We start from the raw sequence: 13,316 nt of genomic DNA, 5'->3' as shown, positions 1-13,316 counted from the left end.
GGAGAAATATCCAGGCAGGCGTTTTCGATGACACACGGAGGGCTAACTCGACCGATTACTTCCAGAAGTCACGGATTGAGGCAATCCCTTGAGCGCCGACGGCACGGGCATGATTGGCATCAAAGCGCGTCATGCCGCCCAATGCAAACACCGGCATGCCTGCGCGCTCGACCAACTGCTGAAAATCATGCCAGCCGAGCGGGAACACTTCGGGGTGCGACGGCGTGGTGCGCAGCGGCGATAGACTCACAAAGTCGCAGCCTAACACCGCCGCCTGGGTAAGCTGCGTTTGATTGTGTGTCGATGCCGATAACCACTTGCTTTCGGCAATCGGACGGCGCTCAAGCTGCATCAAACGTTCGCTGGTCAAATGAATGCCATCGGCGTCAATGTGATCAAGCAGCGTCGGTTCACCATTGAGCAGCAGTCGTGCACCGTGCTCACGACACAGGCTCAATGCACGCTGGGCACGGGCCAGATAAGCCGCCTCATCCAACTGCTTGGCGCGCAGTTGCACCAGGCGAACCTTGTCTTCACGAAGTGCGCGCTCCAAATACGCATCGAAACGCGCCTCATCAGCCTCTTCGCCGGTGATCAAATACTCGGTAGGCAACCTTACCGCGCGCAGAATCGGTAAATTTGCCGCTGGGAAGGGGTACTTGGAGAGCTCACTCATAGGCACCCAGCGTACCGCCTGCCCTTCTCGCCCAAAGGGCTCGCCAGCAAACTCGTGCACCTGCCATACATCAAGCAGGATATGCTTGTCGGGATACTCATGGTGGACGCGAATCAGTGGCTGGGCACAGACAATCTCAACGCCCAGCTCTTCGTGCAGCTCACGCTTTAACCCTTCAAGACCGGTTTCATAAGGGGCCAACTTACCGCCCGGAAACTCCCACAATCCGCCATGATCAACGTTTGATGGCCGACGAGCGATCAGTACTTGCTTTTGATCGGCGCTAATAATCGCAGCTGCCGCGACGTGAACCCGCCGTTTTACCTTTATGCTCATAGACTCATATACTCGTTACGTCTTTATCCACTGCGTGCACCAACGTTGTTGATATCGGTGCTATCTCGCTGCGTATGCCCATTACCACGCCAGCTAATGCCCCAGCTAGCTGCGGTAATCCGCGTTAATAGATACATAGTCATGGGAGAGGTCGGAAGTCCATACCGTGGCACTTTCCTCACCGCGCCCCAAGTTAATGCGAATGGTAATTTCTGACTGCGCCATCACGGCGCTTCCCGCTGCTTCGGTGTAGCCTGAAGCTCGCCCGCCATTTTCAACTAGACGTACATCGCCTAAATCAATCACCACACGATTGACGTCAAAGTCATTCACAGGCGCTCGACCAACCGCCGCCAAAATACGCCCCCAATTAGCGTCTGAGGCGTAAAGCGCGGTTTTAACCAGCGGTGAGTGCGCAACGGTGAAGGCCACATCAAGCGCCTCTTGACGGCTTTTAGCTTCGCCCACTTGAAGAGTAACGAATTTCGTTGCACCTTCTGCGTCGCGAATAATCGCTTGCGCCAGCTCGGTCATTACTCGCTGCAGAGCATTGCTGAAAACGGCTATCTGCTCATCATCAGCGATGCGAGGACCTGCGCCGGTCGCCGCCAGCATACAGGCGTCATTGGTTGAGGTATCGCTATCCACCGTAATGCAGTTGAACGAGCGATCGACCGTTTCGCGCAGCAGGCGATCCAGTAGCGGTGCCTCGATAGCTGCATCAGTCACTACAAACCCTAACATGGTCGCCATATTGGGCTTGATCATGCCCGACCCTTTGGCGATACCGTTAATCGTCACCTGCTGGCCGCCCATTTCCAGCGTGACGGTGGCACCTTTGGCACGGGTATCGGTGGTTAAAATGCCTTGGCCTGCATGCTCCCAGGCAGCAGCGCCACTGGCCAGACTTTCAATCGCCGGTGCCAAGCCCGCTAATAGGCGGTCCATCGGCAACGGCTCACCAATCACGCCGGTTGAAAATGGCAGTACGTCCTGCTCAGACACGCCTGCCTGTTTGGCCAGTTCAGCACAGCTAGTACGTGCATCGCGCAAGCCTGCTTCGCCCGTACCCGCGTTGGCATTGCCGGTATTGATCAGCCAAAAGCGCGGCGAACGCTTTGCTGCCCGGCACTGTTCAAGGTGCTGCTTAGCGACTACCACGGGCGCTGCACAAAATGCATTACGGGTAAAAACTCCCGACACCGTCGCGGTCTCGGGCAGCTCAATCACGACTAGATCACGACGATCCGGCTTTTTGATACCCGCCATTGCAACCCCCAGGCGCACCCCTTTTAGGGGTGGCAACTCTGGAAAGGGAGTGTTTCCAACCGCCATGATTCTCTCCTTTAGACAAAGACCGTTTCGCAGACCTTCTAAAAAAACGGTCTCAAAAACGGGCGCCGTTAGCTTAGTTTTCCACAGCACTGCTTGTACTTTTTACCCGAGCCACAAGAACAGGGGTCGTTGCGACCAACTTTAGGGCCTTCGCGACGCACAGGACGTCCATCTACACCCGGTGCCTCCTGCTCGGTCTCGGACTGCTCCTGGGCCGGGGCGTCATGACGGCTAGCCGCCGTGGCAGTTTCCCGGGCCAGCGCTTCGCGACGTTGTTGCTCCAGTGCGTCTACTTCCTCGGGCTGACGAACCTGAACGTGGCTCAAAATGCGCGTTACATCGGCTTTAATATGCTCTAGCAAATGCTGGAAGAGCTCAAAGGATTCACGTTTGTACTCTTGCTTAGGGTTTTTCTGAGCATAGCCACGTAGGTGGATACCGCGACGCAGATGATCCATCGACTGAAGGTGTTCTTTCCAACGCGTGTCCAGAACTTGCAGCATGACCTGTTTCTCAAAGCGACGAATCAGTTTCTCACCAGCCGCTTCGATTTTGGCTGCATAGGCCTCGCGATGCATCGTCTGCAGCCGTTCGCGCAGCTGCTCTTCACTGAAGCGCTCATCCTCAGCAGCCCATTTAACCACGGGCGCATCAAGGTTGAACTCAGTTTTCAGGTACGCTTCCAAGCCAGGCAGATCCCACTGCTCGGGCAGGCTCTGGGGCGGCACATAGTCGCTGATGGCCGTCTCCATCACCTCTTCACGAATACCGATAACGGCATCAGCGACATCGTCCGCGGCAAGAATCTCATTGCGCTGGTCGTAGATCACACGGCGCTGATCGTTGGCAACGTCGTCGTACTCAAGCAACTGCTTACGAATGTCGAAGTTACGCCCTTCGACTTTTTTCTGGGCACGCTCAACGGCGTTAGAGACCATCTTATGCTCAATGGCTTCGCCATGCTCAAGGCCCAATGCCTGCATCAAGCGCTTGACGCGGTCGGAGCCAAACAGGCGCATCAGGCTATCTTCAAGCGAGAGGAAGAACCGTGTCGAGCCAGGGTCGCCCTGACGCCCAGCACGGCCACGCAGCTGATTGTCGATACGCCGGGACTCGTGGCGCTCAGAGCCGACCACGTGTAGACCACCTGCGGCCAGCACGCCATCGTGACGCGCTTGCCACTCGGCTTTCAGCGCATGAACCTGCTCTTGGCTGGGATTTTGTAGCTTGGCGACTTCGGCTTCCCAGTTGCCCCCCAGCACAATATCGGTACCCCGACCGGCCATATTGGTAGCGATGGTAATCGCTCCTGGGCGGCCCGCCTGGGCAATAATTTCGGCTTCGCTCTGGTGCTGCTTGGCGTTAAGTACGTTGAACGTCAGGCCCGCCTCACGCATTAGCTTGGCAAGGTACTCGGATGTTTCAATCGAAGCCGTACCTACCAGTACCGGTCGACCGGCTTCGGTCTCGGTTTTAACATCTTTGATGATCGCTTCGTACTTCTCTTCAGCACTCAAATAAACCAGATCGTTCAGGTCTTTACGGGCCAATGGCCGATTGGTGGGAATCACCACCACATCTAGGCCGTAAATCTGACGAAATTCAAAGGCTTCAGTATCCGCCGTACCGGTCATCCCGGCTAATTTTTCATACAGCCGGAAGTAGTTCTGGAAGGTCGTGGAAGCTAGCGTTTGGCTTTCGCGCTGCACCGTGACGCCCTCTTTGGCCTCAACAGCTTGGTGCAACCCTTCCGACCAGCGGCGCCCTGGCATGGAGCGACCGGTATGCTCGTCGACAATCACTACCTGACCTTCAGAGACGATGTAGTCGACATCACGATTATAAAGGTGGCGGGCACGCAGAGCCGAATGCATATGCTGAAGCAAGTTAAGATTTTGCGCGGCATACAGCGACTCTTCATCGCCCAATAAGCCTTCAGCGCGCATCAACTCTTCAACTTTATTATGCCCCTGCTCCGTTAGCTCTACCTGCTTCTGCTTTTCATCGACTAAAAAGTCACCGACTACCGTGGCATCGTCATCTTCAACCTCTTCGCCTTTCTCAAGTTGCTGGGCAAGTTGATTAACGACTTTATAAAGGTCGGTATTTTCATCTACCGCGCCGGAAATAATCAGCGGGGTGCGTGCTTCATCGATAAGAATCGAGTCAACTTCATCGACAATCGCGTAATGTAGCCCGCGCTGGACTTTATCTTCTAACGAAAATGCCATGTTATCGCGTAGATAATCGAAGCCGAACTCGTTGTTGGTACCGTAGGTAATATCGCAGTGGTACGCATGACGCTTCTCTTCGCCAGTCTGACCGGAGAAGATAACGCCAATAGACAAGCCTAGGAACTCATACAGCGGACGCATCCACTCGGCATCACGCCGGGCCAGGTAGTCATTCACTGTGACCACGTGCACGCCTTTACCCGGCAGCGCATTCAGATACACCGCCAGCGTCGCTACCAGCGTTTTACCCTCACCGGTTTTCATTTCAGCGATACGACCACGGTGCAGGGTCATGCCACCTACCATCTGCACATCAAAGTGGCGCATGCCCATAACGCGCTTACTGGCTTCTCGAACGATTGCAAAGGCGGGCGCTAGCAGCGCATCAAGAGACTCACCGGCTTCTAAACGCTGGCGCAGCTCAGCGGTTTTGCCTTGCAGCTCAGCATCGCCAATGGCCTCAAGTTCTACTTCTAATGCATTAATCTGCGGTACATTTTTATGCATGCGTTTAACATCGCGGTCATTTTTAGAACCCACGACTTTACGTAATAAATTATTAAGCATGAAATATCCAAGTATTCACGAGCGTCCCATCGGACTTTGCCCTTTCACTGCATGCTCTTTATCTGCAGAGCATGCACAAAGTAGGTGTATTAACGACAGACTCGGTGGGAAGGCGGGCCACGCTGGGTCAAGACATCCCGCGCGGCGACCAGCATAGCAATCGGGGCTAGCCAGTGACATAGGCGTCGTACAGGAGCAAAGTGCAGGGGGCTTTGAGCCCAGCGTTGGAGCGCGCGCCGTCGCTTAGCAATCCAGTAGGACTGCGCGCGCAAAATCGCGGGCACCCAGAAACAGATAGTGACGCTACGCTCGCCGCTACGCAACGCATCCGCAGGGCCTAAACTGGCGGGCAAAAGGCAGCTCACTAGCAGACCGGCCAGCCACCAACGCGCTAAACCGTAACGGCGATGGCGCCGCGGCAAAGCTGATTGGACATCAAGCGTAGGTGACATGCTGTAGACCGGCTCCTGAGCGTGGTAAAATCTACTAAAGTGAAATCGGCTAATATTTGCGACCTCATCATTAGCGGTACCCTAGGATAGCGGTACCCTAGGAATTAAGCGTATGAGTATAAAGGTTAAGCGTTCTCGCGCACAGCCCATCGCCCGTCTGCTCTCAAAGTCGGGCGATATTAATAAGTTAATGCGCTTGTCTCGCTTAATCGATCAGGCTCAACGACACCTGCGCGCTCATCTACCTGAAGAGATGCGTGAGCATATTTTTGTTGGCGGCTTTAGCGAAGGTCGCTTAACCCTAATTAGTGGGCAGGCGGGCTGGCTGACGTGGTTGCGCTTTGAACAACGGCGCTTATTAGAACTGCTTCATCAGTTGCCCGGCTTTGAAGGGGTAAGCGGTTTTACCTTTAAAGTGCGCCCTGTGCGCCCTATTGTGGCCCCGCCGCGCAATACACGTATCCTTTCGGCCGATGCAGGCAAAACGCTAGCCGAGTGTGCGGAAGACACTACCAATCCTGCGCTAAAACGCGCCTTGGAACGGCTTGCATCTCATGCCCGCCCACCCAAGTAACGGGCACACTGTTTTCTCATCCAAACAGGCTCCACTATACCGCCATAGTCTTAAAAGCATAAAGCACCGCCTAGGCGATGCTTTATTAATCAAGACAAAGTACTAATATAAAATAATAGGCCAGTGCTAAATCAGGCCATGGCGGGCGCAGCATAAGAGATCGGCGCCACCGCTTTGTCTTCTTCAAAGGTGATAATTTCATAAGCATCGGGCTGCGCCATCAATTCGCGACACAGCTGGTTGTTGAGCGCGTGACCAGACTTCACCCCACGGAACTCCCCGATCAGGCTATAACCCAATTGATACAGATCTCCGATAGCATCTAACACTTTATGCTTAACAAACTCATCTTCGTAGCGTAGTCCGCCTTCATTAACAATGCGGTAATCATCCACCACAATGGCGTTATCTAAACTTCCGCCTAGCGCTAGGTTGTTAGAGCGTAAAAACTCTAAATCACGCATAAATCCAAAGGTACGCGCGCGGGAGACTTCTTTGACGAAAGACGTGGTCGAGAAATCGATTAGTGCGGTCTGCTTTTGCTGCTCAAAAACAGGGTGATCAAAGTCGATTGCAAAGGAGACTTTGAACCCTTGATGGGGTAAGAAAACAGCCTCTTTGTCACCATCGGTCACCGCCACACGATGCTTGATACGAATAAATTTCTTCGCAGCATCCTGCTCCAAAATACCCGCTGACTGAATCAAGAAAACAAACGGACTCGCGCTACCATCCATAATGGGCACTTCAGGTTCGCTTACATCCACATAGGCGTTGTCGATACCCAGCCCAGCAAATGCTGACATCAGGTGCTCAACGGTAGCTACTTTGACCCCGTTAAAGACTAGAGCAGTGCATAATTTGGTATCTTCGACCAATTCTGCCCGTGCAGGTACGTGCACAACGGGATCCAGATCGGTTCTAACAAACACAATCCCAGTATTGGCCGGCGCCGGACGCAGAGCTAGATGGACTTTTTTGCCTGAATGCAGGCCCACTCCGGTGGCACGAATGACGTTTTGTAGGGTGCGTTGTCTGATCATGAATAGTAGCCGAGCTCTTATGACGGTAATAACCGCAGGGGAAAAGTTATCAAACAGTGTTCACTTTAACAGCAAGCGAGCGTTTTAGCCAATAAAACGCTCGCTCGCTGTTGCAATGAGCCTGATTTCGAGAATCAATCCGCCTGGCGGCGTAGAAACGCGGGGATGTCCAGATAGTCATCGGCTTCAGAAGCGCGACGCTTTTCAGGACGAGGTTTAGCGGCTGTTTCAGGTGCTTCAGCGCGTGCGGTTGCCTGCTGACGCATCACTGTTGGCTGTTGCAACTTGCGGTAATCAGAGGATTCCGCCGCTGAACGACGCGCTGGCTCACGCGCGGCTGCTTTAGGTTTTTGCCCATCTAAGCCAGCGGCAACAACGGTGACACGCAGTTCGTCGGACATTTCCATATCAATGGAGGTGCCTACTACGATAGTGGCATCCGGAGAAGCAAACTCTTGAACTGTAGCCCCCACATCATTGAACTCACCGATCGACAAATCTGGACCAGCAGTGATATTGACCAAGATACCGCGTGCGCCGTGAAGATCAATATCTTCCAGCAGCGGGCTGCGGATGGCCTTCTCAGCCGCTTCACGAGCACGATTTTCGCCCGTCGCCCCACCGGTACCCATCATCGCCATGCCCATTTCAGACATGACGGTTCGCACGTCAGCAAAGTCAACGTTGATGATACCCGGGCTGGTAATCAGCTCTGCGATACCTTGAACTGCACCCAGCAGCACATCGTTAGCCGCACTGAAGGCCGTCAGTAACGTTGCGTTCTTACCCAACACGGAAAGCAGCTTTTCGTTGGGGATAGTGATCAGCGAATCAACGTGCTCAGAGAGCTCTTTCATACCCTCTTCAGCAGCGCGCATACGCTTTGGCCCTTCAAAGGGGAAGGGGCGTGTTACCACGGCAACGGTGAGTATCCCCAGCTCTTTGGCGACCTGAGCGACAACTGGCGCACCTCCGGTGCCCGTACCACCGCCCATACCGGCAGTAATGAATACCATGTCAGCACCCACCAACAACTCAGCAATACGCTCACGGTCTTCCATTGCCGCCTGGCGACCCACGTCGGGATTGGCACCTGCGCCTAATCCTTTAGTGATTTCAGCGCCTAGCTGCAATATCGTTTTCGCCGATACGCGCTTTAATGCCTGGGCATCCGTGTTGGCGCAGATAAACTCAACGCCTTCAATATTGCTTTCGACCATGTGGTTAACAGCATTGCCGCCACCGCCGCCAACGCCAACCACTTTGATGACCGCACTGCTCGAGGGTGCGTTATCTACCAATTCGAACATAAGCCCCGTCTCCTGAACCGCGCTTGCGGCCCTGTCAGAAATTTCCTTTGAACCAGCCTTTAATTCTTGCCAGCGCCGAATGGTCTTCCTTGATATCACGCCGGGCAAGCTCGTTGCGGCCCTTATGGGCTGCAACCACTCCCCCGTGGCTTCTTAGACCTTGCCCATGACGCGTTTCCTGCAAGGCATAATGCAGCAGACCAACGCCTGTCGCATAAATGGGGTTACAAACGACGTCCGCCAAACCTCTTACATTCTGCGGACATGCGATACGAACGGGCATATGGAAAATCTCTTCTGCCAATTCGCTAACCCCCTCCATGCGCGAGGTACCACCGGTAAGTACTATCCCAGCAGCCACCATGTCTTCATAGCCACTACGGCGCAATTCGTCTCTCACTAGCGTAAATAGCTCTTCATAGCGTGGTTCTACCACTTCAGCGAGCGCTTGACGCGATAGATCCCGCGCAGGACGATCACCTACGCTAGGTACTTTAATCATTTCATCGCTTGCCGCTAAATGCGTTAGCGCGCAGGCGTATTTAACTTTAATCTCTTCAGCATGCTGCGTGGGTGTTCGCAGCGCCATGGCAATATCGTTAGTGACTTGGTCTCCCGCGATAGGAATGACTGCCGTGTGGCGTATGGCGCCTTCGCTGAAAATAGCCATATCAGTAGTTCCGCCACCGATATCTACCATGCAGACGCCTAGCTCACGCTCATCTTCAGTAAGCACGGCCATGCTTGAGGCTAGCTGCTCTAAGATAATAGCATCAACTTCTAAACCACAGCGGCGCACACACTTTTCGATATTTTGCACCGCGTTTAATGCCGCTGTCACTAAGTGCACCTGTGCTTCCAAGCGCACTCCGGACATGCCCAGGGGCTCACGTATGCCGCCTTGAGCATCAATGGAGAACTCCTGCGGCAGCACATGCAGGACACGCTGGCCTTCTGAAATGGCGCGCGCTCGTGCGGAATCAATCACGCGTTCAATATCGGAGGACGTTACTTCGCGCTCTTTGATAGCCACAACGCCATCAGAGTTCATTGAACTAATATGACTGCCTGCAACGCCAACGTATACCGAGTGAATATCACAGCCAGCCATCAATTCGGCTTCTTCAACGGCGCGCTGGATAGACTGCACCGTTGATTCAATATTGATCACCACGCCACGCTTCATGCCACGCGAAGGATGTGAACCAATACCCGCAATTTCAATTCCGCCATCATCGGTAGGTTGACCGACTATCGCGACGACCTTGGACGTTCCAATGTCCAGCCCGACCACCATATTGGATGCGTTGGGTGAGCCTGCCATGAGTCGGGAAATCTCCTTGCGTCATTGTTAAAAATAAATATAAATAGGGTAACGCTTAATCCAACGCTTAACATTGAAAGCGTGCTACCCAAAATAATCAGTGCTGTTTCTGAGATACTCACTAAGTGCTAATAGTCGAAATTAATAACTATTTAACTCGTGTCAGGCCCATAGTATAGAAACAATAGCCGCAATACGACTAGTACATACTCACAATAATAGGCTTTGGAAGCAATTTAAAGCCGATTACTGGCTTTTTTCAACGCTGGCAGACACTCACTTTTACACCTTATTTGCATCAAGTAATAGAACAGTTACTCATCTTGCACCGCAAATTCACTTTCTCCATGCCACGCAACAGCAACACCATTAGGGTAGCGTAGATCAATATAGCGAATCTGCTCGCCAAGAGTAGACAGCTCCCGTTGCCATGAAGCCGATAAACGCGCCAAGCGTACTTCATGCTGCCGCCGACCTAACATCACCCAAGCGCCATCATTTAATTGCAGCCGCCAGGCACCACGTGGTTCTAAACGAAGCTGGGTAAGATTTAGTGATAACTGTTCAAAGTGATGTTTTAGCCGATGGTAATAGTCCAACACTTCTTCACTGCTACCTCCAGGGCCTGCTAGATCAGGTAAACCAGAAGGTGGTGATAATGGCGCAAAAGCAAAAGGTTCGCCTTCAGGGTTCAGTAGAAAATCATCATTCCAGCGCGCGACAGGCTGCTGTTCGATGAGCTCAAACACCAGTGCGTTGGGCCACTCACGGGAAATACGAACTTCGTTTAACCAGCCCACCTGCAGTGCCCGGTCACGCAGATCACCAAGATCTGCCGACAGCCAAGTAGCATTGACCACTAGAGGTGCCAACTGTGTACGCAGGTAATCAGCGCTGACGTACTCCCATTCGCCGCGAATAGACACCCGCTCAATCGGACGATCTAGCCACAGCCAAAGCGCACGCCCACCTGCTCCCATGAGCAGCGCCAGCAGGAGAATTCCCAACCAAGCATTACGCCTTTTCATAAGACACTTTTTAAAAAGCCACTTTTAAATAAGTCATTAGTCATGCTGTGAACTGCTCGCCTGCTGTATTGAGTATTTGCAGCACCAGTTCATCAAAGCTTATGCCCGCATGAGCCGCCGCTTGAGGTACTAAACTATGATCGGTCATGCCAGGCACCGTATTGACTTCCAACAGCCAAAAACGCCCTTCGTTATCGCGCATGACATCAACCCGACCCCAGCCTACTCCGCCGATAGCGGCAAACGCCTGCTGGCAGAGCAATGCAAGCTCAGCCTCCTCTTGCGCCGACAAGCCACAGGGCAAATGGTACTGGGTAGTATTAGCGATGTATTTGGCTTCGTAGTCATAGAAACCTCCGGGCACTTCAACTCGAATCGCTGGTAGCACCTGATCGCCTAGCAGCGCAACGGTATATTCGTCACCCACGACAAAGCGCTCTGCCATAACGCGGGCATCGAATTGGGCGGCCTCATGATAGGCCGCTTCAAGCGCTGCCTGGCTTTTCACGATGCTAATGCCCAGCGTCGAACCCTCATGCACAGGCTTCACAATCAGCGGCAGGCCAAGTTGCTCAACCACGGCTGACCACTCCGCCGTCGCCTCTAACATAATGCTTTCGGGGGTGGGGAGCCCAACCGCGCTCCATACCTGCTTGGTGCGTTGCTTATCCATCCCCAACGCCGAAGCGAGCACCCCACTGCCGGTATAAGGAATACCGAGCAATTCCAAAGCTCCCTGCAAGGTGCCGTCTTCACCGCCGCGGCCATGCAGGGCAACAAAAACCACGGTGGGAGCCATTTTCTCTAAACCTACCAAGCCGTTGTCACGGGGATCATAGCCACTGGCATTGACACCTTTACGCTGCAGCGCTTCAAGCACAGCCGCACCGCTTTTAAGCGACACCTCGCGTTCAGCGGAGGTGCCGCCGTAAACGACAACGACTTTGCCAACAGGCTGGGGGGGGGTGACGTCAACGCTCACAGGTCCACCTCGTTCATCGCTAGCTTTGCCTGTGCCAGGCGCAGGGAAATCCCCCCCACATCACCGGCGCCCTGGGTAATTAAAATATCGCCTGGACGTAATACGTTGGTTAACAGCGCAGGCAATTCATGTTTGTGCTCGACAAACAGCGGATCGACTTCGCCGCGTTGACGAATAGAACCCGCCAAGGTGCGCCCCTCTGCACCAGGAATAACCGCTTCACCGGCGCTGTATACATCTAGCAGCACAAGCGTATCAACTTGAGAAAGCACTCTTACAAAATCTTCGTACAAATCACGGGTTCGGCTATAGCGATGGGGCTGATAAAGCATAACCAAACGACGATCCGGCCATCCGGCGCGAATCGCCTGAATAACCATGTCAACTTCACGGGGATGATGACCATAATCATCCACTAGCATGATGTCGTCGCCCCCATGGGGTGCAGGGAAATTACCATGCACCTGGAAACGGCGACCAACACCGGCGAAACCTGCCAGACCGCTCAGGATAGCGCTATCACTCACGCCTGCATCGGTAGCCACCACAATCGCCGCCATGGCGTTCAAGGCATTGTGGCGACCCGGCATGGCCAAACGTACGTCTAACGGCACGGCGCCACCAGGGCGTAACGCGGTGAACGACACTTCACCGCCACGCTGGGCAAAATCAACAATCCGGTAATCGGCATCGCTATCAAACCCATAGGTCACGAACTGTCGCTTCACTTGGTCGCAAAGCACGCGCACATGGGGGTCATCGATACACAGCACCGCTAAGCCATAAAATGGCAAGTTGTGCAGAAATTCGATAAAGGTACTTTTTAGCCGCTCAAAGTCACCGCCATAGGTCGCCATATGGTCAGCATCGATATTGGTAACAATCGACACCATCGGCTGTAAGTGCAAAAACGATGCATCGGACTCATCGGCTTCGGCAACTAAATAATCGCCTTCACCTAAGCGGGCATTGGCACCGGCACTAGTCAGCTTGCCGCCAATCACAAAGGTGGGATCAAGCCCTCCTTCGGCCAGCAGTGTTGCCGTCAAGCTGGTCGTCGTGGTTTTGCCATGAGTGCCAGCTACGGCGATGCCGTGACGAAAACGCATTAGCTCAGCGAGCATCTCAGCCCGACGTACCACCGGTACACGATGCTCATGGGCCCAGCGTATTTCTGGATTGGTTTCATCAATCGCACTGGACACCACCACCACATCGGCACCTTCCACATTAACCTCGGCATGGCCGATCGCTACACAGACGCCGCATTGACGCAGCCGCTCCACAACCGAAGAGCTTTTGACATCACTGCCACTAACGGTATAGCCCTGGTTAGCCAGCACCTCTGCAATACCACACATACCAGCGCCACCAATACCGACAAAATGGAGCCGCCGAATCCGACGCATGCCAGGGCCAACGGTAGTACGTGAGGGTGTCATGGTTTTATCTGAA

At 53.7% G+C, this 13,316-nt stretch carries 11 protein-coding genes; 1 reads left to right on the top strand and 10 read right to left on the bottom strand.

The features are described 5' to 3' along the window. Window positions 1-55: 55 nt before the first annotated feature. The 4 genes from KUC_RS18250 to KUC_RS18235 form a co-directional block, all read right to left on the bottom strand. Window positions 56-1,012, bottom strand: a complete 957-nt coding sequence (locus tag KUC_RS18250) for a Nudix family hydrolase (RefSeq protein ID WP_007114738.1) — start codon at window positions 1,010-1,012, stop codon at window positions 56-58. Window positions 1,013-1,117: 105 nt separating this feature from the next. Continuing rightward, window positions 1,118-2,347 carry a bifunctional glutamate N-acetyltransferase/amino-acid acetyltransferase ArgJ gene (argJ, locus tag KUC_RS18245; RefSeq protein ID WP_040481601.1) on the bottom strand — a complete coding sequence of 410 codons (1,230 nt, stop codon included), beginning with the start codon at window positions 2,345-2,347 and terminating at the stop codon, window positions 1,118-1,120. A 68-nt stretch (window positions 2,348-2,415) separates the two neighbouring features. Beyond that, window positions 2,416-5,148, bottom strand: coding sequence for a preprotein translocase subunit SecA (secA, locus tag KUC_RS18240; RefSeq protein WP_007114735.1), 2,733 nt, complete (start codon window positions 5,146-5,148; stop codon window positions 2,416-2,418). Window positions 5,149-5,237: 89 nt separating this feature from the next. Next, the gene (locus KUC_RS18235) at window positions 5,238-5,600 is read right to left on the bottom strand and encodes a hypothetical protein (RefSeq protein ID WP_007114734.1); all 363 of its coding nucleotides are present in this window, start codon (window positions 5,598-5,600) and stop codon (window positions 5,238-5,240) included. Window positions 5,601-5,712: 112 nt separating this feature from the next. Between KUC_RS18235 and KUC_RS18230 the strand changes: the two genes are divergently transcribed. Next, complete coding sequence (locus KUC_RS18230; RefSeq protein ID WP_007114733.1) at window positions 5,713-6,174, top strand: DUF721 domain-containing protein; 462 nt, start codon at window positions 5,713-5,715, stop codon at window positions 6,172-6,174. Between the two features lie 131 nt (window positions 6,175-6,305). Here the strand turns inward: KUC_RS18230 and lpxC are convergent, their stop codons facing one another. From lpxC to murC, 6 genes are all read right to left on the bottom strand, one after another. Further along, window positions 6,306-7,217 carry a UDP-3-O-acyl-N-acetylglucosamine deacetylase gene (gene lpxC / locus KUC_RS18225; RefSeq protein WP_007114732.1) on the bottom strand — a complete coding sequence of 304 codons (912 nt, stop codon included), beginning with the start codon at window positions 7,215-7,217 and terminating at the stop codon, window positions 6,306-6,308. A 134-nt stretch (window positions 7,218-7,351) separates the two neighbouring features. Further along, window positions 7,352-8,527 carry a cell division protein FtsZ gene (ftsZ, locus tag KUC_RS18220; RefSeq protein ID WP_007114731.1) on the bottom strand — a complete coding sequence of 392 codons (1,176 nt, stop codon included), beginning with the start codon at window positions 8,525-8,527 and terminating at the stop codon, window positions 7,352-7,354. A 34-nt stretch (window positions 8,528-8,561) separates the two neighbouring features. Then, window positions 8,562-9,851 carry a cell division protein FtsA gene (ftsA, locus tag KUC_RS18215; RefSeq protein WP_007114730.1) on the bottom strand — a complete coding sequence of 430 codons (1,290 nt, stop codon included), beginning with the start codon at window positions 9,849-9,851 and terminating at the stop codon, window positions 8,562-8,564. 314 nt (window positions 9,852-10,165) lie between these two features. Next, window positions 10,166-10,879, bottom strand: a complete 714-nt coding sequence (locus KUC_RS18210; protein ID WP_007114729.1) for a cell division protein FtsQ/DivIB — start codon at window positions 10,877-10,879, stop codon at window positions 10,166-10,168. A 40-nt stretch (window positions 10,880-10,919) separates the two neighbouring features. Further along, window positions 10,920-11,861 carry a D-alanine--D-alanine ligase gene (locus KUC_RS18205; RefSeq protein ID WP_007114728.1) on the bottom strand — a complete coding sequence of 314 codons (942 nt, stop codon included), beginning with the start codon at window positions 11,859-11,861 and terminating at the stop codon, window positions 10,920-10,922. Then, a complete protein-coding gene (murC, locus tag KUC_RS18200) occupies window positions 11,858-13,303 on the bottom strand; it encodes a UDP-N-acetylmuramate--L-alanine ligase (protein WP_050804888.1) in 1,446 nt (481 codons plus the stop codon). Before murC ends, KUC_RS18205 begins: the two co-directional genes overlap by 4 nt. Window positions 13,304-13,316 lie beyond the last annotated feature (13 nt).

Source organism: Vreelandella boliviensis LC1 (genome assembly GCF_000236035.1).
Taxonomy (GTDB): domain Bacteria; phylum Pseudomonadota; class Gammaproteobacteria; order Pseudomonadales; family Halomonadaceae; genus Vreelandella; species Vreelandella boliviensis.
The sequence above is the reverse complement of the archived record's forward strand: the minus strand, read 5'-3'. Positions and strand labels throughout refer to the sequence as shown.